A 26,634-nucleotide genomic window follows, 5' to 3' on the forward strand; every position below is an offset into this window, starting at 1 on the left:
CTGAAGGGCGTTACGCCTAATCCTGCACCCACTGTCCACCGGCAAGAACCCGACGTCGGGATGCCATCGACAGCAACTCAGGCCAGCCCCCACCTGGCAGATGAATCAGGTCCGCCGGTGCTCCGGCACGCAACCGTCCGTCCCACTCCAACCCCATCAGACCCGTCGCATCGGTGCCGAATGGCTTCAGGCCATGGTCATCCCATGGGGCGAGCTGAGCCAGTGGCAGGCTCATGGCCATGAGTGCCAGTGGGTCAAGCTGTCCGCCTGGGTACCAGGGGTCCTGAACGTTGTCACCTCCAACAGCCACAGGAATCCCCGCGCGTTGCAGCTGACGGATCGGCGCCAGCGGCCTGCACAGCGGAGTTTCGTTGTCGCGATGACCAAGCAACCAGCCATTGGTGAGCGGAAGTGCCACCACCTGCAGGTTCTGACGCGCCATGCGCGATCCCAGCCGCTGCAGTGCCCCGGTTGACAGCAGCGACAGGCTGCTGGCATGGCTGCAGGTGACAGGTACCGAAACGGTCATGCTCTCAAGCACACGCAACAGCTGGCGGACGCCCTGTGCAGGTTGGGAGGCTGCTTCATCGATATGCAGATCCACAGGGCAACCGTGTCGATCCGCAAGCTCCAGCAAACGACGCAGAGCACGGCGCGTGGCCCGACCTCTGCAGGGAGGTGCCAGAACACCACCGATCAGTCCATTCACCTTGGCGACAACAGCCGCCAGGTGTTCCCCCTCAGGAGTGGACCAGTACTCAATCGGTACCAGAGCGACCAGCTGCAGCTCAATGCGTTCACTCCAGTGGTTGCGCAAATCGGAGAGCACCTCCCAGCTGCAGTTCGCGCCAGGTCCGAGGCTGTCGATATGACTGCGCACCGCCCGCAGACCGTGTTGCCAGGCCAGCTGTAAACAGCGCTCTCCACGCAGCTCAACCTTCGCCGCCGTGCGGGTCTCGTGCTCCCTGAAGTTGGCCGCCAATGCTCCTGAATAGGTGCCAGCCGGATTGGGGTACTCGTTCCAGGAGAAGGCCTTGTCCAGATGGGCATGGGGTTCAACCAGTCGGGGTAGCACCAGCCCCGTGGCCTCAGACGTGGCTCGCACCGACTCGATCCTGCTTCCAGACCAGGTCAGGACCACGGGAATCAGTCCATCCACACCAGCCGTTGGCCACGGATCAGAGCCCAGATCGAGCAGAGAGCGAGGACAGCGTGCTGTCAGCTCACCGGATGCCAGCGAAACCCACGTGGTGCTCATTCGAGCTTGCCGGCATCCGAATGGGCGTTGAGCACCAAGAACTGGCCTGCAAGTCCGAGGCTGGTTACTGAGTAGCGCGGCAATCTCAGGGCGGGCAAGAGGTTCTGACCACCCACAGTCATGACATAAACACTGGCCAACCCGAGGTTCCAGCGACGGGTGAACTGGTCGGCCAGCAAGGCCAGCGCCGGCTCTTGATCGGCGATCAAGCGAGGACAGTCACTGATCCAAAGCTGCAGCACCATCGGCAAGGTCTGACGCTCACAGATCTCCTTGGTGGCCAGCTTCACCAATGTTTTGCCTGCAAAGTCCTGGTAATCGTCCCTGGTGGGATTGGTCACGAACAGCGCAGCACTGCTTCCTGCCACCACCAGCACAGCTGCTGCCGCCGTTGCTGAAGGCCAGCGCCAACGAGGCGAAGACATGTGAGTGTGACTGCAGGTCGAATTGATAGATTCTTACTGACGCGGCGGGCGTCGCCAAGTGGTTAAGGCAGCGGCTTGTGGCGCCGCTATTCGGGGGTTCGAATCCCCTCGCTCGCCCTTTCACCTTTTGAGCAGGTTTCCTGTTTCAGTGCTGATCAATGCCTGGAGCAGATCATCCCCTCTATGCCGGATGGGATCCCTGCAAACAATCCCGAGACGTGCGCCCAACTGCTGGACAACCGTCAACGCCTGCTGATCATCCAGCCGGGCTGCATCAGCAGCAGAGGCATGGCAGCAACGCCTGAAGGGCACTGAGTGATGGATTCAAAACTCACTCGATCGCGGCCACAGCAGTGACCATGGATCTAGCAATGCCCACAACCAAGCGCGCTGAGCAAGCGCAGACCGACGCTGAAGCATGAATCAACGGCCAGGGACCCCGATCACTGGCCTGATGCACAACGCAGTCATGCAACAAAAAATCATCAACTCAACGAAAAGTCACGATTTTTTGTGTCGCCAACAGCTGCAAAAGCAGGCTTTTGGAGACCAATGACACAGAACACTGTAGAAACTTGATTGTCATTGATAGGCAAAAAATATTTTTGTGTTTTGAGCAATCTCGGGCAGCGCCGCTGATTAATGTTCTCTTCAGAAGGCTGCGTTTTTCTGGGGGCACTGCTCATGTCCAAAGGACTGAAAGAGGCAAGTTTTCTCGGGGCCACATTCCTGCTGGGCCTGGCCGCATTGGAGACACTGCTTCACTTAGCTGGCTTCTGAACAGCCTTTTTGAAGCCAGATGTCGCCCGCGCGAGTGGGACAGTGAGTGCTCTGGGAAGCACACGATTTCAACGTGGCGATCCATTTGAGATTGCGGCAATTCAACCTCGACTGAAAAATCAAGGCGACGGTGCTGCAGACAATCAGCGACCCAAGCCATGTCCCACTCAGCCGCACTTCTCAACCATCACAGGAACAGCATCACAGAAACAGCATCAGGAACAAGTTGCAGAGCGCTCCGCATGCAGTTCATGGGGGCGAAAAGCTGATTGAAGACCAAAATTGAGCCAAGAAATGCGCCACAACTTCCAGGAAACGTCGAGCCGAATCAACGGTCCATCACTCTGTGCTGAACAGACTTCGATGCATGTTTTTGAAAACCATGCAATAATCATGAAACGCCGAAGAGCCCAGAAGGGTCCACTGCGCGAGAACCGATAAGTCGAACTCAAATGAATCGAAGAGAGATTGCTCCCCATCGGGAGTGGAGAAGGTCTGGCAAACCTGTCAAGGCCTACCAGATCACTGGATACGAGTCCCCTCAGAGACGTCGTTACCTGCGTGAACTGGCCGAACAGGAGGCCAGCCAATCAGCCTGAATCCTTGGCTTCGCAGCTGATTCCCAAACCAGTGGCTGACGGATTCAACAGTCTGTCTAGATCCAGCGGAAGCCTGAAATCAGGATCGTCAACCACATCGAAATGACTCTCGAGGCCTGGCCTGCGGATCAACAACGCTTCGATCGGCAGGATCAAGCCTGTTGAGGACAGGCAGCACACACTGGAATTCTGCTTCGATGCCCTCCAATCCGTAAGAGCGGTGACCGGTGTCTAGGCCACCGGTTTCACAGACCGGTAATCCCCTCATGGCTGAGGCACAGTTCAGTCCGTTCCACAGCCGGTGGGGTGCCTCTGCTGATCGTCGAAGGAACCGCCTTCGTGAGCGGAAACCGACGCAGAGACCAGCCTATGCAACGTGCACACCGAACCTCAAGGTGACACAAGACGTTTGTGAACCACACTGAAGGAAGGTTCCCTCGTCGGCGGTCCATCGGACGGCCCTCCGCCTTGACCGTTACCGCGTCTCCCTCAACCGCTCAAGTGCCAGGCCTGGAGCGGGGCAGTTACTGGATCACCACCTTCGGCTGCCAGATGAACAAGGCTGATTCCGAGCGAATGGCCGGAATCCTGGAGTCGATGGGTTATCGGGAAGCCACGGCCGAGCTCGATGCCGATCTGGTGCTCTACAACACCTGCACGATCCGCGACAACGCCGAGCAAAAGGTCTACAGCTACCTCGGGCGCCAGGCACGTCGGAAACGCATCAACCCCCATCTCAAACTCGTGGTCGCGGGCTGCGTTGCCCAGCAGGAAGGTGAATCACTACTGCGGCGCGTGCCCGAACTGGATCTGGTGATGGGCCCGCAACACGCCAATCGGCTGGAAACCCTTTTGCAGCAAGTTGACAGCGGTCAGCAGGTGGTGGCGACTGAAGAGCATCACATTCTTGAAGACATCACCACCGCGCGCCGCGACAGCAGCATCTGCGGCTGGGTCAATGTGATTTATGGCTGCAACGAACGCTGCACCTACTGCGTTGTGCCCTCTGTGCGCGGCAAGGAACAGTCGCGCCTACCGGATGCGATCAAGCTGGAAATGGAAGGACTGGCCGCGCAGGGGTACCGGGAAATCACCCTGCTTGGCCAAAACATCGACGCCTATGGACGCGATCTACCTGGCATCACCGTCGAAGGGCGTCGCAAGAACACACTCACCGATCTGCTGTATCACGTTCATGACGTTGAGGGAATTGAACGGATCCGTTTCGCCACCAGCCATCCCCGTTACTTCACACGGCGTTTGATCGATGCCTGCGCCGATCTGCCCAAGCTCTGCGAACACTTCCACATCCCCTTTCAGAGCGGAGATAACGACGTGCTGCAGGCCATGGCGCGCGGATACACCATCGAGCGTTACCGCAAGATCATCAACTACATCCGTGAACGCATGCCTGAGGCCTCACTCAGCGCCGATGTGATCGTTGCGTTCCCTGGTGAAACCGACGCCCAGTTCAGACGAACCCTGCAGCTGATTGAGGAGATCTGCTTTGACCTGGTGAACACGGCTGCCTATTCACCACGTCCCAACACCCCAGCTGCGAACTGGGAGAACCAGCTTCCCGAGGAGGTGAAGGTGGCTCGTCTTCAGGAGATCAATGCCCTGGTGGAGCGCTGCGCCAAGGAGCGCAATGACCGCTATGCCGGCCAGATCGAAGAGGTGCTGGCCGAGGGCATCAATCCCAAGGACCCCACCCAGCTGATGGGACGAACGCGCACGAACCGCTTGACGTTTTTCAGTGCGGAGAGCGCCGATGGCCGCAGCTATCAGCCGGGCGACCTGGTTCAGGTTCGGATCAATGCGGTGCGTTCGTTCTCTCTGAGTGGCACTCCGGTGCACGGCTGATACGTTTGCGGCGCAGACCTTCTCACAGTTCTTCCCCCCATGCCGACTTCCCCTCTCCGCGTTGGCGTGGTGTTCGGAGGTGCTTCCGGGGAACACGACGTTTCAATCCGGTCGGCCTCAACGGTGATCAAAGCCCTGGCCGACCCCAGCAATCGGGAGAGGTTCCAAGTGACTCCCGTCTACATCGACCGTGAGGGGCGCTGGTGGCCGGACACCATCGCCAACAGCGTGCTGCAACAGATGGCGGCACTGCCCGATGACCAGCTGCCTCAACCACTGCCTGCGCGAGGTCTGCGCCAGTTGCCGGTGGATCCCGATCAAATCGATGTGTGGTATCCCGTTTTACACGGACCCAACGGAGAGGACGGCACGGTTCAGGGTCTGTTCACGCTGATGCAACAACCCTTTGTGGGTTCGGGCGTACTTGGATCAGCCGTGGGCATGGACAAGCTGGTCATGAAAGCAGCCTTTGCCGACGCCGGCATCTCCCAGGTTGCTCACATCGGAGTCAACGCAGCTGACCTCAACGATCCAGAGCTGCTGGAGCGTGTGCTGATCAGGCTGGAGACGGAGCTCGGATATCCCTGCTTCGTGAAGCCCGCCAACCTCGGCTCATCCGTAGGCATCAGCAAGGTGCGCAATCGCGATCAACTCCTGGCAGGCCTGCGACTGGCAGCGGAACTCGATCCGCGCCTGGTGGTGGAACAGGGCGTCGAGGCTCGTGAACTGGAATGTGCCGTTCTGGGGCGTGCGCATCTGAAAGCCTCCGTGGTGGGTGAAGTGCGGTTCGACGCCGATTGGTACGACTACGAAACCAAATACACCGAAGGACGCAGTCAAACGCTGATCCCGGCACCCCTGCCCGATGCCATCAGTCAGCAGGTTCAGGCCATAGCCATTGATGCCTGCCGCGCCGTTCACGCCTACGGACAGGCACGTGTGGATGTCTTCTACGACGAATCGAATGGGCAGATCTTGCTGAATGAAATCAACACACTGCCGGGCTTCACCTCTCAGAGCATGTATCCCACTCTCTGGGAAGCCTCTGGTATTCCTTTGCCACAGCTGGTGGCGGAGCTGGTGGCAACAGCGCAAGAATGAGCCGACTGCCTCTGCTGCTGCCGCAATGATGCACGGTTTGCTCTGGTTCCCGCTGCTGCTGGTGTTTGTGCTGCTGGCGTCCTTGGGCTGGCTCGAGCGACGTCGGCAGAATCTGTTTCGGCTCTGGAGCGAATCATCCGAGCTGGCCAAACTCGATGGCTGCGGCGCAGCACGACTGAAGAACGGTGAGCTGTGCTGGAGCAGTTTCCATGCCGGCAGCTTTAAGGATGAAGGCCGCTTTGTGATCAAGACCCTGGAACTGGTGGAGTTGATGTCGCTCTCCTCGGGTGATGCACCGCTGGCCCATGAATCGCAGGGTCGCTGCCGCCTGAGGCTGATCGGGGAAGGCCAACAGATGGACGTGCCCTTCTCGGATGCGGAACGGGCCCGACGCTGGATGAATGAGTTGATGGCGAAGGCGCGTTGCGACCTGTGATGGCCCGCTCCAAAGTCAACAAACAGGACAGCAACGGCAGCTCTCAGCTTCCTCCGGGGGTTGAACGCCGGCGCAGGCTTCGCCAGGAAAAACGCCAGGAGCGGTTGATTCAGAGCTGGCGCATCCTGCTGTTTGGCGGAGTCTCAATCGGACTGATCTGGGTTCTGCTCAGCGCCGGCTGGAGCTTGCGCTCGCAGCAGCAGCTCACGGTCCGAGGCAGCGATCGCCTCGGCAGTGACGCGGTGGTCAAAGCGGCCGGCCTGCGCTTCCCAAGGCCCTTGATCACCTTGGAACCAGGTCGCCTTGAGCGTCGATTACTGGCAGAACTCCCGGTGCAATCCGTCTCAGTGCAGCGCCGTCTTGTCCCGCCCAGGCTGGAGATCGAACTCAAGGATCGTCGTCCAATCGCCGCGGCAAGCCGGATGGGAGCGCGGGGCAAGGAACAGGGCATGGTCGACCTTGAAGGCCACTGGATGCCGCTCACCGTTGCGCGCCAGGGGGAAGCTCCCGCTAGTGCGGTGCGCGTGGAGGGGTGGATTCCCAGCCGGCGTTCGATGATCGCGACGGTGCTGGACAAACGAGATCTCTTGGGCAGCCCGTTGACGCTGATTCATATCGCCCCCGATGGTGATCTCAGCCTGCGCACGCAAACGTTGGGTCTGGTGCGACTGGGCTCCAATGAACGGCTGCTGGATCAACAGCTCAGCACCATCGCCCTGCTGTCGAAAAGTCTTCCCGAAACCCTGCGAGGCAAAGCCAGCAGCGGCATCGATCTATCAGACCCCTCCAAACCCGAATTGCAGTTGAAAGCGGATCCGAAACAGAAAACGAGCAAACCCTGACCGGAGGTTGCAGCGTGCTGAAACCACAACGAGTGTTATTTGAATTCGGCGATCGTGGCTCGCAGGGACATAATGCACACGCACCTCAATGGTTCGACGACGGCGATGGAGATGGTGAGCGGTCAGATGTCCCCTTCTCCTGACTCAGCAGGAATTCTTCCCTCTCAATCCGCCCGAATTGAAGTCATCGGCGTTGGTGGCGGTGGCAGCAATGCGGTGAACCGCATGATTCAGAGTGACCTCGAAGGTGTTGCCTACAGAGTTCTGAACACCGATGCCCAGGCGTTGCTGCAATCGTCTTCAGAGCATCGCGTTCAGCTCGGTCAGACCCTGACACGTGGCCTCGGAGCAGGCGGCAATCCCAGCATCGGTCAGAAAGCAGCGGAAGAATCTCGCGCTGACCTGCAGCAGGCGCTTCAAGGTGCTGATCTTGTTTTCATTGCTGCCGGAATGGGTGGGGGCACGGGAACCGGAGCGGCTCCCGTGGTCGCTGAAGTCGCCAAGGAAAGTGGCGCCCTCACCGTTGGCATCGTGACCAAGCCCTTCGGCTTTGAGGGCCGTCGTCGCATGCGTCAGGCCGATGAGGGCATCGCCCGGCTGGCTGACCATGTGGACACGCTCATCGTGATTCCCAACGACCGTCTACGCGATGCGATTGGCAGCGCTCCCCTTCAGGAAGCCTTCCGCAGCGCGGATGATGTTCTGCGCATGGGTGTGAAAGGCATCACCGACATCATCACCTGTCCAGGCCTGGTGAATGTTGACTTCGCTGATGTGCGCTCGGTGATGACGGAAGCCGGCACTGCTCTGCTTGGCATTGGCGTCGGATCCGGCCGATCCCGTGCGATCGAAGCTGCCCAGACCGCGATCAACAGCCCTCTCCTGGAGGCTGCCCGCATCGATGGAGCCAAAGGTTGTGTGATCAACATCAGCGGTGGCCGCGACATGACACTTGAGGACATGACCAGTGCCTCCGAAGTGATTTACGACGTGGTGGATCCCGAGGCCAACATCATTGTTGGAGCCGTGGTGGATGAACGTCTCGAAGGAGAGATTCACGTGACCGTGATCGCCACAGGATTTGAAAATGGTCAGCCCTATCGCACCGAGAGAAACGTTCCGCGCTCTGCCACGTCAGCGTTCAGCCCCGCTGAATCTCAGGATTCCGGTGCTCGCATTCCCGAATTCCTGAGACAGCGTCAGCAACGCCAGGATGGCGGTCAGAACAACTGATTCAGCAATCAGTCAACCGATTTCAGTTCCCGACTCTGGCTTTCCGGAGTCGGCTTGTTCATTGTGGTGACCCGGAGTCCACGCCTGTCCAGAGCATCCCGTGTGGCTGCTGCCTTCCGGTTCTGACCAAGTTTGGGCGTCTGAACCGCATAGGTCCGAGTCGTCTGCGATGTTAGCAATGGAAGTCCGCTGAGTTGAGAAAGCGGTTGCGCGCCTCTGACCTGATCCGGTTTAAGCAGACCGGCCAACCGATCACCATGCTCACCGCCTGGGATGCTCTGAGCGCCTCCCTGGTGGAGGACGCCGGCGCTGATGTGGTGCTGGTGGGCGATTCACTCGCCATGGTCAGTCTCGGGCACAGCACAACCCTTCCCGTCACGCTGGAGCAGATGCTGCTGCACACCCAGGCGGTTTGCCGAGGTTTGAGCAAGCCGTTGGCCCAACAACCGCTGGTGATCACCGACCTTCCCTTCCTCAGCTACCAGTGCGGCTTGGATCGCGCGGTGGCCGCTGCAGGCACCCTGATCAAACAGTCCGATGCGGCTGGGGTGAAGCTTGAGGGCGCCGAACCCGAGGTGTTGGCGGTCATCGAACGCCTGGTTCGCACGGGAATCCCTGTGATGGGTCACCTGGGATTGTTGCCTCAAGCGGTTCACAGCCTTGGCTACCGCCGTCAGGCCAGGGATCCACGCAGCCAGGAACGCCTGTTGCAGCAGGCTTCGGCACTGGAATCGGCAGGATGCTTCGCCATGGTGCTTGAGCACGTTCCCTCCGAACTCGCAGGCCGGGTCAGGCGGCGTCTGGCCATCCCGGTGATCGGAATCGGTGCAGGAGATGACTGTGATGGGCAGGTGAGCGTCACCGCTGATCTGCTTGGGCTCACCCGATCACAACCACCCTTCAGCCAAGCCAGGATGGATGGTCGAGGCCTCAGCGTTAAGGCTTTGAGCAACTGGCTGGATGATCAGCGTCAGCAGTCAGCTCCTCCCACCACTCCACCAGCTCCACCAGAACCGCATTGCTCACAGCCATCCCGCGAGGATCGGTGAGCTGCCAGCGAGCGCCACGCCTGCGCATCAGCTCTGTGGTGAGAAATCCTGCCCAGCGATTCTCCAGTTGAGGCAGCCAACGGCTGCAAGCTTCCAACGACCAGCCGCAACTGAGGGCTTGCTCCAGCAGGTCAACGCCTTCATGTCGCCTGAGCCCCACGAGCAGACGATCCTCCAGACTCATCGGCAGGGCCAGCGCCTGCAGCAGAGACGAATGCGGACCGTCCCTCCGCTGCTGGTCGAGCCATTGCCCATAGGCCTCTCGAATGCGGGGCCTGGCGAAGCGCTCACCCCAGGGAGCACTGGTGGCGCCCAAACCAAAGGCCCACCAACCGGCTCCGCTCCAGTACACACGGTTATGTCGGGAGGCATGGCCTGGCCTGGAGAAATTGGAGATTTCATAGCGGCAGTAGCCAGCCCTGGCCAGGCGATCACTGGTGGCTGCAATCCGATCGGCAGCGCCGTCCTCATCGGGCAACTCCAGCTCACCGCGTTGCTCCAGCTTCGAGAACACCGTCCCGGGTTCCACGCTGAGGTCATAAATGGAGAGATGGGGAGCACCCATCGCGACAGCACGCTCCAGTTGCACAGCCCAGGCGTCGTCGCTCTGATCAGGCAAATTGCGAATCAGGTCAAGGCTCCAGCTGCGCAGAGCTCCGCTCTCAACGGCTCCATGGAGCCATTCACAGGCTTCCACCAGATCCGAGCGGCGATGACGGCGACCGAGGGCTTGCAAAACCTGGTCGTCAAAACTCTGACCACCCAGACTCACCCGGTTCACACCGCAGCGCAGCAAGGCCTCGAGATCCATCCGCTCAAAGCTGGCGGGGTCCATTTCCAGAGTGATTTCAGATCCGCTCTGCAAGCCGAAACGCGCCCTCAGGGCATTGAGCACACGCCCCACTTGTTCAGGGGTCAGTAACGAGGGCGTGCCTCCTCCGATGTACACCGTGGCCAAAGGCGGCCCCGTTGGAGAACACTCGATTTCCTGCAGCAGCTGGCCGAGATAGGTCTCGATCGAGCGACTCCCAGGCCCACCCTGAGCATCCGCCTTGTCTCCCAGCGGCACCACCGCGAAATCGCAGTAGAAGCAGCGCCGATGGCAAAACGGAATATGGATGTAAGCGCTGCGGGGCGCGGGTGCGGTCATCAGCCCGAGCCAGGAGAGTGAGAATGGTGCATGCTGCCTGCAATGGACTGGGCAGTGAGAACCCAACCTCATGGTCGAAGCGCTCATCATCATCCTGTTCCTGATCTCCGGGACGGCCACCGGCTGGATGGGCGTGCATCTGCTCCCGCAGGAATTGCTGGATAACACCAACGCCCAGCAGGTCCGTTTGGGCCTGAGCGCCGGCGGTGCGGTCATCGGCCTTGTGGCCGGCCTGGTGTTCCGCCGGCTGCGGCAGCGACTGATGAACCAGGTGCGCACCATGCCCACCGATCTACTGGTGAGCCGGGCAGTTGGACTGATCCTCGGCCTGTTGGTGGCCAACCTGTTGCTGGCCCCGATTCTGTTGCTGCCTCTGGCCGGCGCCAGCTCTCTGGTGAAACCCCTGGCAGCGATTCTCAGCAATGTGTTTTTCGGCGTGCTGGGGTACAACCTCGCCGAGGTGCATGGACGAACGCTGCTGAGGCTCTTCAACCCAACCTCCACGGAAGCCCTGCTGGTGGCGGATGGTGTGCTCACACCGGCCACCGCCAAAATCCTCGACACCAGCGTGATCATCGACGGCCGTATTCAGGGAATGATCGGCTGCGGACTGCTGGAGGGGAAGGTGATCGTGGCCCAGACGGTGATCAACGAAATGCAGCAACTGGCCGATTCCAACAACATCGAGAAACGCGGCAAGGGTCGACGTGGTCTGAAGCTGCTCAATGCGCTGCGCGAGACCTACGACAAACGTCTGGTGATCAACACGACCCGCTACGACGGTGCTGGCACCGATGATCGTCTGCTGCAGCTCACGGAAGACACGGGCGGCACGCTGGTGACGGCTGACTTCAACCTTGCTCAGGTGGCTCGGGTGAAGGAGCTCAAGGTGATGAACCTCAGCGAACTGGTGATCGCCCTGCGCCCTGAAGTGCAGCCTGGGGATGAACTCAACCTGAAAATCGTTCGCGAAGGCAAGGAAGAACACCAGGGCGTGGCTTACTTGGAAGACGGCACGATGGTGGTGATTGAAAACGCACGAGCTGCAATTGGTGAACGACGGGCCGTGGTGATCACGGGAGCCTTACAAAATCCAAGCGGTCGGATGGTGTTCGGTCGGCTCGACAAAGATGGTGAAACAACCGCCACCAGCAAGAGCAGTCCTGGAGCAAAACCTCCCCGCAAAAACCGGCGGAATGAGCGTCCAACCCCAGAGTCCCGCTAGGCTCCACCGACCACGGCAGCCCGACGCGGATGACCACATCAGCTCCTTATTACGGCGATTCGTCGGTGATGCGGACCCCGCCCCCGGATCTGCCGTCCTTGCTTCTCAAGGAGCGCATTGTTTATCTGGGACTACCGCTCTTTTCCGACGACGACACCAAACGTCAGGTCGGACTCGATGTCACTGAACTGATTATCGCTCAGCTTCTTTTCCTGGAATTTGATAATCCCGACAAGCCGATTTACTTCTATATCAATTCAACCGGCACCAGCTGGTACACCGGAGATGCCATCGGCTTTGAAACGGAGGCCTTCGCGATCTGTGACACCCTCCGGTATGTGAAGCCGCCGGTCCACACCATCTGCATCGGCCAGGCAATGGGCACAGCGGCAGTGATTTTGTCTGCCGGAACCAAGGGCCACCGCGCTGCCCTGCCCCACGCCTCAATCGTCCTGCATCAGCCCCGCAGCGGAGCCCAAGGCCAGGCAACGGACATTCAGATCCGTGCCAAGGAGGTGCTGCACAACAAGCGAGCCATGCTCGAAATCCTTTCGACGAACACCGGCCGCAGCGTGGAGGAACTCTCGAAGGATTCCGATCGCATGAGTTATCTCACCCCTGACCAGGCCAAGGACTACGGGTTGATTGATCGAGTGCTCTCAAGCCGTAAGGAGCTTCCAGCTCCCGTTCCTGCTGGCTGATCCAGGCCTCCCGTCTCACGTTTACTGCTTTCTCTTCACCCCACCAGGACTCATGCCGATCGGTACCCCAAGCGTTCCCTACCGCCTCCCCGGCAGCCAGATGGAGCGCTGGGTGGACATCTACACCCGACTGGGAGTGGAGCGAATCCTTTTTCTCGGTTCCGAGGTCAATGACGCGGTCGCCAACAGCCTGGTTGCCCAGATGCTGTATCTCGACTCCGAGGACAGCAGCAAGCCGATCTACCTGTACATCAACTCTCCGGGAGGATCTGTCACGGCTGGCCTGGCGATTTACGACACCATGCAATACGTCAAGAGCGACGTGGTCACCATCTGCGTGGGCCTCGCGGCGTCGATGGGAGCCTTCCTGCTGGCGGCAGGGACCAAAGGCAAGCGTCTGGCCCTGCCCCACAGCAGGATCATGATTCACCAGCCCCTGGGCGGAACGGCCCAAAGACAGGCCAGCGACATCGAAATTGAAGCGCGTGAGATCCTGCGCATGAAGGAGATGCTCAACCGCTCGATGGCTGAGATGAGCGGTCAGAGCTTCGAGAAAATCGAGAAGGACACCGATCGTGATTACTTCCTCAGCAGCGAGGAGGCCAAGGACTACGGACTGATCGACCGGGTGATCGCCCACCCCAACGAGGCCTGATCGATCCGGCACTTGCGTAAGCTCGGTCGTTACCAAGCTCCACGTTCATCGTCCGGATGGCTCAGCTTTTTTACGACTCCGATGCCGATCTCTCGCTGCTCAGCGGCAAGACAGTTGCCATCATCGGCTATGGCTCCCAGGGCCATGCCCACGCCCTGAACCTCAAGGACAGCGGCGTGAACGTGGTGGTGGGCCTCTATGAAGGAAGCCGCTCCGCTGACAAAGCCAAGGCCGATGGACTGGAGGTTCTGAGCGTCTCGGATGCTGCCGCCAAGGCGGACTGGATCATGGTGCTGCTGCCCGATGAGTTCCAGAAAGAGGTCTATGACAAGGAAATCGCGCAACATCTCAGCGCTGGCAAGGTTCTCAGCTTTGCCCACGGTTTCAATATCCGTTTTGGCCTGATCCAGCCTCCGGCCGATGTGGACGTGGTGATGATCGCCCCCAAGGGGCCTGGTCACACCGTGCGTTGGGAGTATCAGAACGGTCAGGGCGTCCCCGCACTGTTCGCGATTGAAAAAGACGCCTCCGGCAATGCCCGTGGCCTGGCCATGGCCTACGCCAAGGGAATAGGCGGCACCCGCGCCGGAATCCTGGAGACCAACTTCAAGGAAGAAACCGAAACCGACCTGTTCGGCGAACAGGCGGTGCTCTGTGGCGGCCTGTCCGAACTGGTGAAAGCAGGCTTCGAGACCCTGGTCGAAGCGGGTTACCAGCCTGAGCTGGCGTACTTCGAGTGCCTGCACGAAGTGAAGCTGATCGTGGATCTGATGGTGAAGGGTGGTCTGTCAGCCATGCGCGACTCGATCTCCAACACCGCCGAGTACGGCGATTACGTGAGTGGTCCTCGGCTGATCACCGACGACACCAAAGCGGAGATGAAGCGCATCCTCGCGGACATCCAGGACGGCACCTTCGCCAAGAACTTCGTGGCTGAGTGCGAAGCCGGCAAGCCCGAAATGAACAAGATCCGCAAGCGCGACGGCGAACACAAGATCGAGGAAGTGGGCAAGGGTCTGCGTTCGATGTTCAGCTGGCTGAAAGCGTCCTGAACAGGGCATCATTCAGCCCTTTCTCCTGGTGATAGCCGCGGCCGGTCTCGACCGGCTGATCGGCGATCCCCTCTGGTCGCCTCACCCTGTGGTGTGGATGGGTCGTTGTATCAGCACACTGCGGCGTGCCGTTGAACATTGGAGCGGTGATCACCCCCAGTGGCTGCGTCTGGGTGGACTGGCGATCACACTGGTGCTCACCCTTGGCAGCGCCAGCATCGGTTGGCTGATCGAACGGATCGCACTGCACACGCAGGGCGCACTCCAGAGCATCGCGGTGGTTGCGCTGGTCGCAGGCCTTGCCAGTGCACTGGCAGCCAGAAGTCTTGAACAAAGTGTGCTGAACGTGATTGCAGCCCTTCCCTGCAAAGGCGGCGACGATCTCTCAGCAGCACGAGAAAAGCTCAGCTGGATCGTGGGCCGCGACACGGCCTCACTCAATGGAGACGAGATCCTGCGCGCCAGCGCTGAAACCGCTAGTGAGAATGCGGTGGACGGGCTGTTCGCACCGCTGTTCTGGATGTTGGTGGGTGCAGCTCTCTGGAGCCTGGGATGGACCGACGCTCCCGGTCCACTGGCCCTGGCCTGGGGATTCAAGGCGGCCAGCACCCTGGATTCCATGCTGGGATACCGCAGAGGAACGCTGCGCTGGCTGGGCACGGCAGGCGCACGGTTGGATGACATCCTGACCTGGCTTCCCTGCCGCTTGGTCATGCTGACCCTGCCTTTGGTGAGCAGGTCGTGGCTGCAGTGGCCAGCGCTGGTCAGCTCAGCCGAATCGGAGGGTCGGCACGATGCTTCCCCGAATGCGGGACGCTCAGAAGCGATCTATGCGCACTGTGCGGGCGTGCAACTCGGCGGCAGGAACCGTTATAGCGATCGCTGGGTGGACAAACCACTGCTTGGAGCTGATCAGCCCAAAGCAAATCCGCAAGGGATCAGCAGAATCCTGGCGCTGACAGGACGGCTTGAACTGCTTTGGATCCTGATCGCGGCCTTGTTGAGCTGGAGCCTGCAGGCACGTGTTCAGTAAGCACCACGATCCATCGGCAGCAGCAACACACCGAAGGTGCGCAGGATGATGGCCAGATCGAGCAATAACGAACGACCGCGGGCATAAGCCAGATCAAGCCTTACCCGCTTGGGGTAGCTGAGGTTGTTTCTGCCGCTCACCTGCCAGAGACCGGTCAGACCAGGCCGGACCGCCAGGACCTCATCCATGTAATCGCCGTAACGACTGATCTCCTTGTTAATGATTGGGCGTGGGCCGACCACGCTCATCTCACCGCGCAAAACATTGAGGAACTGCGGGAGTTCATCAAGGCTTGAACGACGCAAAAACCGTCCGATCGGTGTGATTCGGGGATCGTTTTTCAGTTTGAAATCACGATCAAATTCAGCTCTCAACTCGGGAGATCGCTCCAGCACCTGGGCCAGAACGGCATCAGCGTCAGGACGCATTGTGCGGAATTTGATGCATCCAAACGGTCGATAGCCGCGCCCGACCCGCTTCTGCACATAGAACACTGGACCAGGCGAGCTGAGCCTCACCAACACGGCTAAAAGTAGAAAGAGCGGCGAGCCCAATCCCAGCACCGCGGCTGCAAAAACAACATCACCACTGCGCTTGAGCGATCGCCCAAGCCTGCTCTGGCGTCCAACAAGCGTCAGCGCGGGGAGGCTCGAAGGCGGAGCTGCCACCAATTCAAGATGTCGGCGTGATGCGCGACGCCGCAGCTTGGAGGGCGATGCAGAAAGCACGGCACGACGGGGAGCACTCACCAAACGTTGTCCCTCGCGTCTCATCCCAATCAAACGCAAGGCCATGCATTCGTCAGCATGAACAGGCCAGTAACCGCAAAGGCACAGAGCCAGCTACGCCTGAGGCCCAAGATCCAAACGTGTCTCATCACGCGACTGATTGATCAAGAAGTTTCTCATGCGATTGCCGTCCCCCGCCCCTGTCCCGAAGCTTATGGGATGGCATCCACAAGCACTGCTCTCAACGGCCTCCTCGAAGAGGCTCTCCAGGAAGCCTCCATCGGAGAAACCACTCACTTCCGCTGGCATGCCACTGCCGTTGGGATTGCAGCGCTTTGGCAGGGAGACGCACCCCCAAGTACTCCACCTTTCGATCAAGCCGTCACCGAGGGCCTGGAAGTCGGCCTGGATCTGAGTCGAGAGGAACGGGAGTTTCATCAGGTCAGCAATGGACTGGTGCTGCTGTTTCACTCATAAATGCACTCTCGATCGCCCCAGAGTCAATCTCTAGTCGTGGATCCACTGTCGATTGACCGAAAGAACTTCAGTCAAGAGCCATTTGCTTCAGCCCGAAAACTTCATTTGACCTCAACAACAGAATCCCTGTTCGGGGTTGATCTAAAAACGGAGAGGGTGTTCTTCTAGTTGAGGTCCCAATAGGACTCTATGAAACCTGTTGGGACGAAGTTCTGACCTTAGACAGTTATTCCCCCAACACTATTCTCAAGACCTCCCGAACCCCCGACAGGAATCGATTTCACGAGGTTTCGGACCCGAAACGATTTCGGGTCGTGCGCTCAAAAGAAAGACCCAACGAGGTTCTCACTCCTATAAGTGCGCGCTCTTTCATTCATCACGCGACTCATTCACCTTTCTCCTGCCCTTTAGAGCGACGGCGGCGAATGACTTGCTGCGCCATGAACTCACAAGCGTCGTCAACCAACTGATAAGGGTCAGTCACTTCTGGATGGAGGTAGGCATAGACATTGAGGGTGTTGATCCTCAATCCGTTAGTGGCGTCACCCTCTTCTTCTGGGACGAGATCAAGGAGAAGACGTGCTTCCTCGATGGTCTTGATCTGCTGAGGAGACGGAACCCAATCCGCCAGTTTTGGGTTGGTGCTGAATGGTTTGGTCATATCGGCAATGGCTCATTTGTTTTGCTGCTGTTGACTGATGACGAGAAGTAGAAAAAACCAGGCGGCGGGTGCTGTTGCCAGCAACTGCTAGGCGTCAGATCCCATAAATAAAGGGGCATTTCTGCCCCCTCCTACGCATGAGAACTCTGTCCTCTCCAAAGGGCAGGTGTTCCTCGGGTCTTCCTGATTTCTAAGCAGACCCAACCAAGACAAATCATCTGAGCAATAGAAAGAAAAGAAAGGATGCGAATGCGAAACCTGAGTCCTGACGCGATCAAGCGCGTGCATGGGATGAGGTTCGAACCCACCCGAGGCAGGTATCGACTGGTTTGAAGCGATCACTTCGCCAGGCAAAATCCACTGCCCTTGTATTGGGATCCACCAGGACAAGAGGTCCTGACGCTCCCACCAGCAGGAAAGAACTGATCACCAGGGTTATTCGCTTTACAGAACCTGCTGCCCTTGTATTGCGACCCAGAAGGACAAGCAGTTCCACTGCTTCCTCCAGCAGGGAAAAACTGATCACCAGGGTTATTCGCCTTACAGAACCCACCGCCCTTGTATTGCGACCCGGACGGGCAAGCAGTCCCACTACTGCCTCCAGCACCAAACATCTGGTTTGAGGAAGTAGGCATTCCCATCACTGAGATCGCCCCCGCAAGAACGAAAGCGACACGAAGACTCATCGGAGCAAATCCCCTCTTGCCACTAAAGAGTAGGAACTCAAAATGGACTCAACCAAAGGACAAGGGGCACAAAATTCAAGGTTCTGCGTCAGGTCCTCACCCGTCGGGGTCATCTGGATGCCATGCGGTCTTCCATCCACTGGACCACCTCACGCTCGTTCCAGACGATGGTGCGAGGACCCAGGTGGATCTGCTTGGGGAAGGCGACCTCTGCCATCTGGGCGTAGATGAATGAATGGGACATCCCCGTCATCTCCAGGACCTCCCTGACGCGCAGGAAGCGAGATGCTGTGGTCAGTCGTGCCATCAGTTACTTCCCTTACGTTTAGAACGGGAGGGGTAGGAGGCGGTCTGAATGATGAACTCGAAGGTGTCGTCCACCAACTGCTGACGGTCCGTCACCTCAGGGTGAAGATGGGACTGAACGTTCAGGGCGTTGATCGTGAACGCATTAGTGCTGTCTCCCTCTTGCTCAGGAACGAGGTCCAAGAGTTCGCGGGCAGCAGTAATAATCTGAATTTGCTGCTCTGACGGAACCAAGTCCGCCAGTTTCGGGTTGCTGCTTAATAGTTTGGTCATATAGGTATGGGTCATTTGTCGTCGTCACACAGGTCGTCTCCGAAGAAGAACCCTGAGAAGCGACCGTTCTCCACCAAAGGAGGTGCTGGTGGTTCTGGTGCTGCTTCTTCTGCGTCAGTGCTCAGGACACCTTTGACCGCCCACTTGGGAACGACTTGATAGAAGTCCTTGTTCTCCCCGTTGACGCACTTCAAACAACGATTGTCTTCACGGTCAGGGTTGATGCGTAAAACCAGAAATGCAATATACCGTCTATTGCTTAAGGACTGAGAGGGTTCTGCTAAAGACTTACGAGTAGAGATATGCTTGCATGGATCCGAGCGGGAAGACAATAAATGCTAAAGCATCTGAAAGCTCTGATTGGAACATAGAGGCCATGGGTTCATAATGCGAAATTAAAATTCGCCACAAAAAGAAGTTTATTCTGGTCAAGAAAAGCAATAAGCCGCTTTTTGAAGTCACTTGTTCTCAGGAGGCTACTTCCAAGCCTCTTGGAAGTGCATTTCCAGTATGCTTATTAGTCAAAGGCGCGGGAAAAATTAATATATTTATTTTTCTTTGACGAGCATTTCAGAAAGAAGTGTCCATTCAGACGATACTTGTATATCAAATATATCCGAACAAGAGCAAAAACAATCTATAATAGTTGGTATTCCGTAAATTGGATTCGCTGTTCCATGAAGTTCTCCAGAATTCTTTGGATCTGATAATGCATCGTCAAAATCAGTACTATTTTTATTTGCAAAATAACCGTTATAGCCATCAACTCCTGCAACAAAGACCCTGCTGATTTTGAGAATGCTTGCTATCGATAGACCTATAGAAGAGCTTGATCTGCAGTGGGGAAGAATAGCAAATTTTCTGATGAAAAATCTAACCATTGCGGATCTGTGAATGTAGCCAAAGTAGTGACGACATCCAATAGCTGTAGTCGAAGATACGAATCTTATATTATTTCTCAATATGGGATTAATTTTGCCAAGAAATTCTTCAGAAAGAACACGAAGGTCTCTCGGGGGGACCTCTACAACTATTAAGGAAGAAGAGTAATCAAGAGCACGAGAGCTAAGTCCTTTGGCGAATATGTCAATCCAAATCTTTTTTTCTCTATTATCAAATTCTATGTACAAGATATCAGGAACAAAATCACGTACATACCACCTTCCGCAAGCAAAACTAATTTGATTTGAGGCAATATTATAATACTCGTCAGTTAGCTCATCAACCGACGCACCGCTCCCAAAAATATAAACAGAATCTGCATTTTTTCTAGTCTTAATTTTAATCAAATCGTCAGCAATTAAATACGAGTTATTAGCACTTAGCAACTGGGCAAACTTTAAAGCAAGCAGTTTACGAGTAATATCTACGATAGAAAACAATCTAGGGAATTTTCGTAGAAGAGCCGATTTCAGAGAGCGCATGAAGATTGACCGTAACATCCCCATATAATAGGTGATAAGCTGGAGTAAGTATTCGAGTTCTTAAAATGTAATCTGGCTGTGAAGAATTACTGTTTGATTTTAAAGTAAATTTTCCAAAGAATGAACAGCATTAATCGCATTTTTAGCATCCTCAAAAGACGCCAAATTCTCAGAGGTTAACCCCGAGGAATGGTTAAAGAATTCGAGTGCCTGCTTCAATAAACCAGGCTTAATCAAAGAAGATCCATTTTCGGTCATAAAATATTCTTGACATGGCGTATAAGCTCGCAGAGGATTGTCTTTAGTTGGCTCAACTACTTTCATACCTACATAATGTCTCATGACTTCAAGTGGACAGATGCTGATTCTAGAATCTTGAGAAATAATATCTATGGAGAAATTTTGAGCAGCATCAAAGCACATATCTAAATTAATATAAAATCCGTCCATGGTTTTGCCATGTGCAAACAAGAATTGCGTGCTATCGTCATTCATATTCCCAACTACATTCTTCCATTCAATTGTTCCCGCTAGATGTTGAATGTAATCAAGAACATGAACAGAATTATCGTAGACATAAAAAGGCAATATAGTATTTTTAGGTGAATCAAGTGGAAGCTTTGATGTTTCTGGGATAGAAACTTTGATGACAGATTCGGGATGTATCGATAAAAATTTTTTCACATATTCGGTATAATTGTAAAATCTTCTGTTGTATGCAACAGAAAAATTTGATCTTTTAGAATATATTTCAATAAGCTGAGCATCATGAGACACGGGCTTTTCAAATAGGATCGGTCTTTCTTCGTGTGCCAATAAAGGCAAATAATTGCTAACTATGCATGTAGGAAGGCAAACTAATAGTGCATCCCAATGACTCGAGGTTAGGAGGTCTAGAGGGTCAAAATAAAATTTCGGAATTTTATGTGCAGAAGAAAACTTTTCAATATTATTAGAATTTTTTGAGGATGCACATTCAATAATAGTGAATCCCGCTGACTTCATTGCTGGGACATGAAAGTGTGCAATTTTGCCGCAACCAAGTATGGCGAGTTTCATAATTATGTAATTGGGAGGTGAACGCCATTCAGCAATTCGTGACCTTCACAGTATTCCCAAAATGCATCAAAAGCAATTGCATGATGATGCATAGCTTTTGATAAGCCTGGCAGATAAATTTCTTTGCTGCAAAAATAGGTATTTATTACTGTAGAAGTAAGTTGGCTTTGGTAGGGGCGATAATGAGTTTCTTCGAGGAAGTTTTCACCATCTTTGAGCTTAATCTTCATTAAATTGTTTGACTCCAAAAGAATTTCGGCTGAGTTAACTTTGTTTGAAATTTGCACAAGAATATCGCCTGGATTGCGTTCAGAGTCTGAACATTCAACCATCAACCTATCGTGATCATCGGACTCAACACAAACACGCCCAAAAAGCTCTAAGTAACCATTTCTTTTCGACTCAGTATGTCTGGTTATTTCGCTGGAAGCACAAAATAAATTATTGCAACCAGCAAGTTCATGAAAGTAGGCAATGAAATGAACAATGTTAGATGCTAGTCCCCATCTATTGCCTGTTACAGTCATTTCAATTTTAGAATTATTGCTGTTCTCGCTAAGCCAATTCTTTACTTTTGAAAATGTGTAGTTTGAGGAGATCCATTCATTGCAGTATGCACTAATTTCCCTGCCAGCGAGTTTATCTTGAATTCTTTGATAGTCTTCTTTTCGAGAAAATAAAAACTTTTCTAATAAAATGCAATCAATGTGCAATTTAGGAATAGATAGTAATTCTATTACAAGATCTGCTCTTATGCGCGAGCTTGTAGAAACAATTACAAAATTCAGGCTATTAGGCAGCTCCTCTAATGTACTTATCCGAAAAAGATTGATATAAGGCTTCGAAAAGTCAATATTTAGCTTTTCTGAAGTACTTTCAAATAACTTCTCTGCCTTGCTGAGATTCTCCTCGTTCGGGTCAAGCAGATATATATTTGTGCTCTCATATAATCCAGTCATTGACTGAAGATGCCTGCTACCTATATTTCCAAGCCCAACAATTAATATATTATTCACAAGTTTCAATTTTTTAAGGAATACCACTTATTTTAACATAGTTAACGGACTCTATGAAAAGCCATGGTCTGCTTCCGGAATTAGGAGGATATGTTTTGCCAGCTCAAGTATGCCCGGGATTTGCCCTAAAAGTTCCGGAACATAATCTTGAGATTTTTTGATTGACTTCCATGTGCATGGTAAATGTATTTGCCAGATGTTTTTATTGTAATAAGTAAAAGCGTTCAAAGTTTTCGGTATTTCTCTGGCAGGTGGGACTTGATGACGTCCCGCTCGTCCTGAGAGGGGACTTTTGCTTTGCCAGATCGATTGACCTTGTGGAAGACGGTCATGGAATTTGCTGACTATCTACCCGATAACACTGCGTCTCCGCACAGAGAAAGTCATGAAGAGAGATTGGTTGGTCTTTTCGGGAAACACCAACCTCCCTCTCCAGCACTGGACCGGATTGTTGGTTGCCAAAACTTTTTGAGACGAGAAATGACACAAGTGGACGACGTCTCTGGGATTCGCCTGTCATTGGCACAGGTGTTCTATTAATGGGTGTCAAAGCATGGATAGTGCATTTCCAACCCAGAGGAATGGGAGTACCTCCCCTACGGACATCTCCAAAGGGCAGGTGAAGGTGATCGCGCCTGCCTCTACTGCGTGTATTACGACCACCACCCACCTGTCCTGTGTCTTCCTCTAACCGTTTGCTCCCTCCACCAGGGGCTCATTCCCAACGGGAAAGAAGCACTAGATTACAAGGCATTTATTCGCGCTGATCCATACATGCGTCGCGCTGGTGCAGAGACGAAAAACAAATATTTGACACTAAAGAGCCCGATTGATAAATATCTCTATATGATGTGATTCATGTCTTGAAGTTGACCATACCTCAATACACCTTTTCCTGCCCCAGAGATAGGTGCATTCTGTCATTTTAGGCACCCCCGATATTAAGAAAGGTCGATATCATAGTCTCCAAAGAGGGGGCCATCGGAGAGTATTGTCAAATGCACTTTTCGATTCCTTCCCCAGAAAAAATTTCCTCCAGAAAAATTGACCCCAAAGGGTTGATAATAAAATAACGAAATAACAACTGGTTTATGTGATTAACCCTTGATCTGAAAGCGCATCGCACCAAGCAACCATGAATGCCTTTCTCTCTTCCATCATTTTCGATCGGTCATATGCCTGTCGAACCTTGTCGCCAATGCTGTGCGCCATCTGCCTCTGAATGACTTCAGGAGCAAATCCCAGCAACTCCTGACCTGCCGTCAGTGGGATTGCTCGCACTCCATGCCCAACAAGGATTCTCTTGTATCCCAGGCATTGATCGATGAAGGGTTCATGTAGGGGTGCTTCCCCGTTCTGCCTGTGAAGAACGCATAGTCTTGATGACCGTTCAGCGTCCTGAGGTCCTCGAGGACATCAAGGATCTGATTGGTCAGTGGGACGTGATGGTCCTTGTTGTTCTTCATCCGTGAAACAGGAACAGTCCCGATCCCTTTCTTCTCATCCAATTCATCCCATCTCAAACCTACCAAGGAGTTCACTCTCAGGAAAGTGAGGAACAAGACCTTGACCGCTGACACCACAACGAACGAACCCTTTGGATCGTTCCTCTGCAGAGCGTCAAAGAAGTCAGGCAAGTGGTTCCACTACAGCGTTGGGTGGTGCTTGGGTTCGTGCTTCGACTTGGCACCCTTGGACCCCAGGGCTGGGTTCGGTGGTTGCATCTACCCGTTGTCGATGGCGTGCTCAAACATCGGCCTCATCACCATAAGGCACTTGTCGGACTGATAGAGCGACCCTCTTGCCTCTATCCCCTTCTTCAGGTCCAGGACTTTCTGCCTGCCGCCTTTGTCCCACTCAAAGCGGTTCACAGATGACTCCTCACCCAGAGCAGGCAACACCTGGTTGAACAGCATGTTGCGGTAGTCGTTCACGGTTGATTGGCGATTCCGTGAACGCTCCAGGTATTCCTCAGCGACTGCCTTGAGGTTGGGAACAACTGCTTGCTTCTCTACCGCTCTCTTGGCATCTGACTTCACTGCCCTGGGGTCTTGCCCTTCCTTCCTCTGCAGGTCCAGACGATCCTTCTCATCCCGTGCTGCCTTGAGAGTCCATTGCGCTGAACCACGTCCATACGCACCGATGTGGTGCCACCTCTGCTGACCACTACGACCAGGTGGGAAGCGGTACTTCCAAACGAAATACTTGCCGCCGTCCGGGTATACAACTACAAACAGACCATCTCCTACCGCAACGCGAAATTGCTTCGCTTGCGGTTTTAATGCCCTTAAATCGCTGTCAGTGAAAGGCATCTGAAGGAATACCTACCACGCAAAATTCTACCTACCACTCCTCTGTCAGTACCTACCACTTTACATACCACCGCTGAAAACACTCACGCACAACGCAGAACAACGCCAGACAATAAAAATGCCCAAACCGATTGTGCTGCAACGGATTCTGGACAACCCTGAACAAGTCAGGATGCTGTAAGAACGGAGAGGGTGGGATTCGAACCCACGAGGGTGTTACCCCTACACGATTTCGAGTCGTGCGCATTCAACCGGGCTCTGCCACCTCTCCAAGCGCTTAGAGCGCAATATCACTTTAGTAGGCGGCCTTCATACACCCTGCGCACTCAGCCCGATGAGGGGCGAAAATTGCTGCGACGCAGTCGCTGAACTCGAGTTCCCAAGCGGACGTTCAAGGTGCGGCCACTCTGATCAGCGACGCCAACACTCAGTCCATCACTCTGCAGACGCTGTCCTGGCGCGAGAGGGAAGCCTCCTCTCTGTTCCGCTTGAAGGGTGTGCGCCAATGCCTTCCAACACGGTTCTTGATCGGTTCTCACTGGATCAAGAACCGCTATCCAGTCCAGTCGCTGATGACCGAGCCCATGACCCAGACGTGTTGCGATTCGGCAACTGAAGTCATCGCCATGGCTGCTCAACATGGCCGCCCGACCTCGATGGCGCAGCACCAACCACTGACGTCCCCACTGCTCCACGCGAATCAAGTCATCTCGAAGCTGCACCCGAACCTGCAGGCACACCGCCAAGAGAAGCCACAACAGCGACAGGCCGCGCCAGCGCTGCTGAGCAGGCAACAGCCAAGGCAGCAGACCCAGCAACAACAGCAGCACCAGCAAAGGATGCACCGGCCCAGTGAGCAGCTGAGCCCCTGGCCACTCACTGATCCACTGCACCAGGCTGATCAGCAACCCACTCAACTGCTGCGCAGGCCAGATCAACCAGGGCAACAGAGCAGCGGTCAGAGCAGTTGGCAGCAGCAGCACCATCACAGCCAGAGCCATGGCGGCCAGGGTGAGCGGAGCCAGCAACGGAGCAACAAGCAGGTTGCTGAGTAATGCATAGAGCGGCGCTGCTCCGAAATGATGCAATTGCAGCGGCAGGGTCCAGAAAAGCGCTGCAAGGGGAATCGAAAGCGCCGGAGCCAGTCGCTGCAATGGCTGGGGGCAACGCTGCACGATCCACTGCTCCAGGGGACCGGCCGAAATCACCAGGCCAGCCGTCGCCGCTGCACTGAGCTGAAAGCCGATGGAGCGCCCCCAGCTGGGGTGCACCAGCAGCATCAACACCAGCGTGAGCAACAGCACACCCAGCTGGCGACTGCGATGTCCACTCTCACGAATCAGCAGTGCCGCAGCACCCATCAACACCGCGCGCACCACGGATGGCTGCGCGCCCGCAAGGGCAAGAAACAGCGCCATGGCGCCGCTCCCCGCAGCAATCCTCAAGGCAGGGAGCAAGGTCCTGGTGCAAGCGAGTGTGGTTCCCAGCAATACAGAGAGATGAAATCCGGAAGCGGCCAAGGCATGCGACAGGCCGGCCACCCTGAAGCCATCACGCAGACTTTGCGGCAAGGACACCTGAGCACCTCCGAGCACCAGAGCGGCGAGCAATCCACCCTGCTGTTCGCCGGCAGCCTCAGTGAAACGCTGAGCAATGGTGCGGCGTGCATCGGCCAGGGGGGTCCACTCCTGCCGCAACACGTGGAGTTCATGGGTGCGTAGACGACTCCACGTTCGTTGCAGAGCCAGTCGCTCATCACCACGGGCCAACAGCGGGTGTGAGCCAGGTTGAGGGCGGCGCAGCTCTCCCTCAACCTTGAGCCAAGTCCCAGTCAGCAAGGGAGTGCTGCACGGATCGAGGGTGAGCTCCGTTCGGCCTCGACTGAACTGGCCATTGAGGCTGCTGACCTCCAGAAGAGAACGGCAGCGACCGTTGGTCACAGCCCCGTCAGCGTGGATACGGCCCACCAGGCGCACCGCAAGTGGGGTGCCATCACGAGCAATGAAGAGGCTGGGATCGCCTGGCTGAGGCTGAGGCACGGCCCCAGTTCCGCAGCGAGTACTCACCAGACAGAGCATCAAAGCGAGAGCCGCCATGGCCTTTTTCGGCCGATGACTGGCTCGCCCCCAGGCGACCAGTCCGCCGACCAGCAGCGCCACCAGGCTCAGCCACTGCGCTGAGGAGCGAACACAGGCCGCCCCCATGCAGGCCATGAACAGCAACAACCCGGCACTGAGCACCGGCTTCATTCAGCCCGATCGAAGTTGTTGCGAGAGTTCCCCCACTCCCC

The 26,634-nt window shown here is 55.6% G+C and carries 30 protein-coding genes, 2 tRNA genes and 1 other RNA gene; 15 read left to right on the top strand and 18 right to left on the bottom strand.

Going from position 1 to position 26,634, the window contains the following annotated elements; translation table 11 throughout:
* Positions 1 to 16: 16 nt before the first annotated feature.
* Positions 17 to 1,258, bottom strand: a complete 1,242-nt coding sequence (locus AC6EI9_RS06745) for an amidohydrolase family protein (protein WP_498469718.1) — start codon at positions 1,256 to 1,258, stop codon at positions 17 to 19.
* On the bottom strand, positions 1,255 to 1,683 hold the full coding sequence (locus AC6EI9_RS06750; RefSeq protein ID WP_498469719.1) for a DUF4359 domain-containing protein: 429 nt from the start codon (positions 1,681 to 1,683) through the stop codon (positions 1,255 to 1,257). Before AC6EI9_RS06750 ends, AC6EI9_RS06745 begins: the two co-directional genes overlap by 4 nt.
* Positions 1,684 to 1,727: 44 nt before the next feature.
* Here AC6EI9_RS06750 and AC6EI9_RS06755 point away from each other — a divergent pair.
* Positions 1,728 to 1,800 (top strand) — tRNA-His (locus tag AC6EI9_RS06755).
* Positions 1,801 to 1,841: 41 nt separating this feature from the next.
* The gene (locus tag AC6EI9_RS06760) at positions 1,842 to 1,988 is read left to right on the top strand and encodes a hypothetical protein (RefSeq protein WP_498469720.1); all 147 of its coding nucleotides are present in this window, start codon (positions 1,842 to 1,844) and stop codon (positions 1,986 to 1,988) included.
* Between the two features lie 180 nt (positions 1,989 to 2,168).
* Here AC6EI9_RS06760 and AC6EI9_RS06765 read toward each other — a convergent pair whose 3' ends face one another.
* Entirely contained in the window at positions 2,169 to 2,369 is a 201-nt protein-coding gene (locus AC6EI9_RS06765) for a hypothetical protein (RefSeq protein WP_498469721.1), read from the bottom strand.
* Positions 2,370 to 2,915: 546 nt separating this feature from the next.
* Here AC6EI9_RS06765 and AC6EI9_RS06770 point away from each other — a divergent pair.
* A complete protein-coding gene (locus AC6EI9_RS06770; RefSeq protein ID WP_498469722.1) occupies positions 2,916 to 3,062 on the top strand; it encodes a hypothetical protein in 147 nt (48 codons plus the stop codon).
* Here AC6EI9_RS06770 and AC6EI9_RS06775 read toward each other — a convergent pair.
* The gene (locus AC6EI9_RS06775; RefSeq protein WP_498469723.1) at positions 3,054 to 3,218 is read right to left on the bottom strand and encodes a hypothetical protein; all 165 of its coding nucleotides are present in this window, start codon (positions 3,216 to 3,218) and stop codon (positions 3,054 to 3,056) included. The two genes, AC6EI9_RS06770 and AC6EI9_RS06775, sit on opposite strands and share 9 nt — an antisense overlap.
* A 396-nt stretch (positions 3,219 to 3,614) precedes the next feature.
* Between AC6EI9_RS06775 and miaB the strand changes: the two genes are divergently transcribed.
* The 5 genes from miaB to ftsZ all read left to right on the top strand — a co-directional run bounded on the left by miaB (position 3,615) and on the right by ftsZ (position 8,537).
* Positions 3,615 to 4,925, top strand: coding sequence for a tRNA (N6-isopentenyl adenosine(37)-C2)-methylthiotransferase MiaB (gene miaB / locus AC6EI9_RS06780; RefSeq protein WP_498469956.1), 1,311 nt, complete (start codon positions 3,615 to 3,617; stop codon positions 4,923 to 4,925).
* A gap of 39 nt (positions 4,926 to 4,964) precedes the next feature.
* A complete protein-coding gene (locus AC6EI9_RS06785; RefSeq protein WP_498469724.1) occupies positions 4,965 to 6,026 on the top strand; it encodes a D-alanine--D-alanine ligase family protein in 1,062 nt (353 codons plus the stop codon).
* 25 nt (positions 6,027 to 6,051) lie between these two features.
* The gene (locus AC6EI9_RS06790; RefSeq protein WP_498469725.1) at positions 6,052 to 6,462 is read left to right on the top strand and encodes a hypothetical protein; all 411 of its coding nucleotides are present in this window, start codon (positions 6,052 to 6,054) and stop codon (positions 6,460 to 6,462) included.
* The gene (locus AC6EI9_RS06795) at positions 6,462 to 7,304 is read left to right on the top strand and encodes a cell division protein FtsQ/DivIB (protein WP_498469726.1); all 843 of its coding nucleotides are present in this window, start codon (positions 6,462 to 6,464) and stop codon (positions 7,302 to 7,304) included. The genes AC6EI9_RS06790 and AC6EI9_RS06795 overlap by 1 nt, the downstream gene beginning before the upstream one ends.
* A gap of 72 nt (positions 7,305 to 7,376) precedes the next feature.
* Positions 7,377 to 8,537: a cell division protein FtsZ gene (gene ftsZ / locus AC6EI9_RS06800; RefSeq protein WP_498469728.1), complete on the top strand. Its 1,161-nt coding sequence runs from the start codon at positions 7,377 to 7,379 to the stop codon at positions 8,535 to 8,537.
* A 65-nt stretch (positions 8,538 to 8,602) separates the two neighbouring features.
* On the opposite strand, the gene ffs is transcribed toward ftsZ, so the two are convergent.
* Positions 8,603 to 8,699: signal recognition particle sRNA small type (gene ffs / locus AC6EI9_RS06805), an RNA gene on the bottom strand.
* Positions 8,700 to 8,743: 44 nt separating this feature from the next.
* Between ffs and panB the strand changes: the two genes are divergently transcribed.
* Complete coding sequence (gene panB / locus AC6EI9_RS06810) at positions 8,744 to 9,586, top strand: 3-methyl-2-oxobutanoate hydroxymethyltransferase (RefSeq protein WP_498469729.1); 843 nt, start codon at positions 8,744 to 8,746, stop codon at positions 9,584 to 9,586.
* Here the strand turns inward: panB and hemW are convergent.
* Positions 9,474 to 10,736 (bottom strand): radical SAM family heme chaperone HemW, encoded by a 1,263-nt coding sequence (gene hemW, locus AC6EI9_RS06815; protein WP_498469730.1) that lies wholly within the window; start codon positions 10,734 to 10,736, stop codon positions 9,474 to 9,476. The genes panB and hemW overlap by 113 nt on opposite strands.
* A 70-nt stretch (positions 10,737 to 10,806) precedes the next feature.
* Here hemW and AC6EI9_RS06820 point away from each other — a divergent pair, with 70 nt between their 5' ends.
* From AC6EI9_RS06820 to cbiB, 5 genes are read left to right on the top strand one after another with little or no spacing between them, the layout of a single operon-like run.
* Positions 10,807 to 11,961: a PIN/TRAM domain-containing protein gene (locus tag AC6EI9_RS06820; RefSeq protein WP_498469731.1), complete on the top strand. Its 1,155-nt coding sequence runs from the start codon at positions 10,807 to 10,809 to the stop codon at positions 11,959 to 11,961.
* A 29-nt stretch (positions 11,962 to 11,990) separates the two neighbouring features.
* Positions 11,991 to 12,662 carry an ATP-dependent Clp protease proteolytic subunit gene (locus AC6EI9_RS06825; protein ID WP_067094175.1) on the top strand — a complete coding sequence of 224 codons (672 nt, stop codon included), beginning with the start codon at positions 11,991 to 11,993 and terminating at the stop codon, positions 12,660 to 12,662.
* A gap of 52 nt (positions 12,663 to 12,714) precedes the next feature.
* Positions 12,715 to 13,317 (top strand): ATP-dependent Clp protease proteolytic subunit, encoded by a 603-nt coding sequence (locus AC6EI9_RS06830; RefSeq protein ID WP_066906823.1) that lies wholly within the window; start codon positions 12,715 to 12,717, stop codon positions 13,315 to 13,317.
* Positions 13,318 to 13,373: 56 nt separating this feature from the next.
* The gene (ilvC, locus tag AC6EI9_RS06835; protein WP_498469732.1) at positions 13,374 to 14,369 is read left to right on the top strand and encodes a ketol-acid reductoisomerase; all 996 of its coding nucleotides are present in this window, start codon (positions 13,374 to 13,376) and stop codon (positions 14,367 to 14,369) included.
* 28 nt (positions 14,370 to 14,397) lie between these two features.
* Positions 14,398 to 15,402, top strand: a complete 1,005-nt coding sequence (cbiB, locus tag AC6EI9_RS06840; RefSeq protein WP_498469733.1) for an adenosylcobinamide-phosphate synthase CbiB — start codon at positions 14,398 to 14,400, stop codon at positions 15,400 to 15,402.
* Here the strand turns inward: cbiB and AC6EI9_RS06845 are convergent.
* Positions 15,396 to 16,154 carry an undecaprenyl-phosphate galactose phosphotransferase family protein gene (locus AC6EI9_RS06845; RefSeq protein WP_498469957.1) on the bottom strand — a complete coding sequence of 253 codons (759 nt, stop codon included), beginning with the start codon at positions 16,152 to 16,154 and terminating at the stop codon, positions 15,396 to 15,398. The genes cbiB and AC6EI9_RS06845 overlap by 7 nt on opposite strands.
* A 195-nt stretch (positions 16,155 to 16,349) precedes the next feature.
* On the opposite strand from AC6EI9_RS06845, the gene AC6EI9_RS06850 reads away from it, so the two are divergent.
* Positions 16,350 to 16,607, top strand: a complete 258-nt coding sequence (locus AC6EI9_RS06850) for a DUF8674 family protein (protein WP_498469734.1) — start codon at positions 16,350 to 16,352, stop codon at positions 16,605 to 16,607.
* A gap of 385 nt (positions 16,608 to 16,992) precedes the next feature.
* Here AC6EI9_RS06850 and AC6EI9_RS06855 read toward each other — a convergent pair whose 3' ends face one another.
* The 11 genes from AC6EI9_RS06855 to AC6EI9_RS06905 all read right to left on the bottom strand — a co-directional run bounded on the left by AC6EI9_RS06855 (position 16,993) and on the right by AC6EI9_RS06905 (position 26,593).
* Positions 16,993 to 17,268, bottom strand: coding sequence for a hypothetical protein (locus AC6EI9_RS06855; protein ID WP_498469735.1), 276 nt, complete (start codon positions 17,266 to 17,268; stop codon positions 16,993 to 16,995).
* 274 nt (positions 17,269 to 17,542) lie between these two features.
* Positions 17,543 to 17,875: a hypothetical protein gene (locus AC6EI9_RS06860; protein WP_498469736.1), complete on the bottom strand. Its 333-nt coding sequence runs from the start codon at positions 17,873 to 17,875 to the stop codon at positions 17,543 to 17,545.
* A 188-nt stretch (positions 17,876 to 18,063) separates the two neighbouring features.
* On the bottom strand, positions 18,064 to 18,261 hold the full coding sequence (locus AC6EI9_RS06865; protein WP_498469737.1) for a helix-turn-helix transcriptional regulator: 198 nt from the start codon (positions 18,259 to 18,261) through the stop codon (positions 18,064 to 18,066).
* The gene (locus AC6EI9_RS06870; protein ID WP_498469738.1) at positions 18,261 to 18,548 is read right to left on the bottom strand and encodes a hypothetical protein; all 288 of its coding nucleotides are present in this window, start codon (positions 18,546 to 18,548) and stop codon (positions 18,261 to 18,263) included. The genes AC6EI9_RS06865 and AC6EI9_RS06870 overlap by 1 nt, the downstream gene beginning before the upstream one ends.
* A 533-nt stretch (positions 18,549 to 19,081) precedes the next feature.
* Positions 19,082 to 19,957 carry a hypothetical protein gene (locus AC6EI9_RS06875; RefSeq protein ID WP_498469739.1) on the bottom strand — a complete coding sequence of 292 codons (876 nt, stop codon included), beginning with the start codon at positions 19,955 to 19,957 and terminating at the stop codon, positions 19,082 to 19,084.
* Between the two features lie 99 nt (positions 19,958 to 20,056).
* Positions 20,057 to 20,962: a Gfo/Idh/MocA family oxidoreductase gene (locus AC6EI9_RS06880; protein WP_498469740.1), complete on the bottom strand. Its 906-nt coding sequence runs from the start codon at positions 20,960 to 20,962 to the stop codon at positions 20,057 to 20,059.
* Between the two features lie 56 nt (positions 20,963 to 21,018).
* Positions 21,019 to 21,975 carry a hypothetical protein gene (locus AC6EI9_RS06885; protein ID WP_498469741.1) on the bottom strand — a complete coding sequence of 319 codons (957 nt, stop codon included), beginning with the start codon at positions 21,973 to 21,975 and terminating at the stop codon, positions 21,019 to 21,021.
* Positions 21,976 to 23,294: 1,319 nt separating this feature from the next.
* Entirely contained in the window at positions 23,295 to 23,615 is a 321-nt protein-coding gene (locus tag AC6EI9_RS06890) for a tyrosine-type recombinase/integrase (RefSeq protein WP_498469958.1), read from the bottom strand.
* A 141-nt stretch (positions 23,616 to 23,756) separates the two neighbouring features.
* Positions 23,757 to 24,344, bottom strand: coding sequence for an Arm DNA-binding domain-containing protein (locus AC6EI9_RS06895; protein WP_498469742.1), 588 nt, complete (start codon positions 24,342 to 24,344; stop codon positions 23,757 to 23,759).
* A 184-nt stretch (positions 24,345 to 24,528) separates the two neighbouring features.
* A tRNA-Ser gene (locus AC6EI9_RS06900) sits at positions 24,529 to 24,615 on the bottom strand.
* Between the two features lie 55 nt (positions 24,616 to 24,670).
* Complete coding sequence (locus AC6EI9_RS06905) at positions 24,671 to 26,593, bottom strand: ComEC/Rec2 family competence protein (protein ID WP_498469743.1); 1,923 nt, start codon at positions 26,591 to 26,593, stop codon at positions 24,671 to 24,673.
* Positions 26,594 to 26,634 lie beyond the last annotated feature (41 nt).

The organism is Synechococcus sp. MIT2312 (assembly GCF_059772315.1).

Excerpts from the sequence above, each read along its gene's own strand:
- AC6EI9_RS06745 (WP_498469718.1), bottom strand. The coding sequence starts at position 1,258 with ATGAGCACCACGTGGGTTTCGCTGGCATCCGGTGAGCTGACAGCACGC.
- AC6EI9_RS06750 (WP_498469719.1), bottom strand. The coding sequence starts at position 1,683 with ATGTCTTCGCCTCGTTGGCGCTGGCCTTCAGCAACGGCGGCAGCAGCT.
- AC6EI9_RS06760 (WP_498469720.1), top strand. The coding sequence starts at position 1,842 with ATGCCTGGAGCAGATCATCCCCTCTATGCCGGATGGGATCCCTGCAAA.
- AC6EI9_RS06765 (WP_498469721.1), bottom strand. The coding sequence starts at position 2,369 with ATGAGCAGTGCCCCCAGAAAAACGCAGCCTTCTGAAGAGAACATTAAT.
- AC6EI9_RS06770 (WP_498469722.1), top strand. The coding sequence starts at position 2,916 with ATGAATCGAAGAGAGATTGCTCCCCATCGGGAGTGGAGAAGGTCTGGC.
- miaB (WP_498469956.1), top strand. The coding sequence starts at position 3,615 with ATGAACAAGGCTGATTCCGAGCGAATGGCCGGAATCCTGGAGTCGATG.
- AC6EI9_RS06785 (WP_498469724.1), top strand. The coding sequence starts at position 4,965 with ATGCCGACTTCCCCTCTCCGCGTTGGCGTGGTGTTCGGAGGTGCTTCC.
- AC6EI9_RS06790 (WP_498469725.1), top strand. The coding sequence starts at position 6,052 with ATGATGCACGGTTTGCTCTGGTTCCCGCTGCTGCTGGTGTTTGTGCTG.
- AC6EI9_RS06795 (WP_498469726.1), top strand. The coding sequence starts at position 6,462 with ATGGCCCGCTCCAAAGTCAACAAACAGGACAGCAACGGCAGCTCTCAG.
- ftsZ (WP_498469728.1), top strand. The coding sequence starts at position 7,377 with ATGCACACGCACCTCAATGGTTCGACGACGGCGATGGAGATGGTGAGC.
- hemW (WP_498469730.1), bottom strand. The coding sequence starts at position 10,736 with ATGACCGCACCCGCGCCCCGCAGCGCTTACATCCATATTCCGTTTTGC.
- AC6EI9_RS06820 (WP_498469731.1), top strand. The coding sequence starts at position 10,807 with ATGGTCGAAGCGCTCATCATCATCCTGTTCCTGATCTCCGGGACGGCC.
- AC6EI9_RS06825 (WP_067094175.1), top strand. The coding sequence starts at position 11,991 with ATGACCACATCAGCTCCTTATTACGGCGATTCGTCGGTGATGCGGACC.
- AC6EI9_RS06830 (WP_066906823.1), top strand. The coding sequence starts at position 12,715 with ATGCCGATCGGTACCCCAAGCGTTCCCTACCGCCTCCCCGGCAGCCAG.
- ilvC (WP_498469732.1), top strand. The coding sequence starts at position 13,374 with ATGGCTCAGCTTTTTTACGACTCCGATGCCGATCTCTCGCTGCTCAGC.
- AC6EI9_RS06850 (WP_498469734.1), top strand. The coding sequence starts at position 16,350 with ATGGCATCCACAAGCACTGCTCTCAACGGCCTCCTCGAAGAGGCTCTC.
- AC6EI9_RS06855 (WP_498469735.1), bottom strand. The coding sequence starts at position 17,268 with ATGACCAAACCATTCAGCACCAACCCAAAACTGGCGGATTGGGTTCCG.
- AC6EI9_RS06865 (WP_498469737.1), bottom strand. The coding sequence starts at position 18,261 with ATGGCACGACTGACCACAGCATCTCGCTTCCTGCGCGTCAGGGAGGTC.
- AC6EI9_RS06870 (WP_498469738.1), bottom strand. The coding sequence starts at position 18,548 with ATGACCCATACCTATATGACCAAACTATTAAGCAGCAACCCGAAACTG.
- AC6EI9_RS06875 (WP_498469739.1), bottom strand. The coding sequence starts at position 19,957 with ATGCGCTCTCTGAAATCGGCTCTTCTACGAAAATTCCCTAGATTGTTT.
- AC6EI9_RS06880 (WP_498469740.1), bottom strand. The coding sequence starts at position 20,962 with ATGAAGTCAGCGGGATTCACTATTATTGAATGTGCATCCTCAAAAAAT.
- AC6EI9_RS06885 (WP_498469741.1), bottom strand. The coding sequence starts at position 21,975 with ATGACTGGATTATATGAGAGCACAAATATATATCTGCTTGACCCGAAC.
- AC6EI9_RS06895 (WP_498469742.1), bottom strand. The coding sequence starts at position 24,344 with ATGCCTTTCACTGACAGCGATTTAAGGGCATTAAAACCGCAAGCGAAG.
- AC6EI9_RS06905 (WP_498469743.1), bottom strand. The coding sequence starts at position 26,593 with ATGAAGCCGGTGCTCAGTGCCGGGTTGTTGCTGTTCATGGCCTGCATG.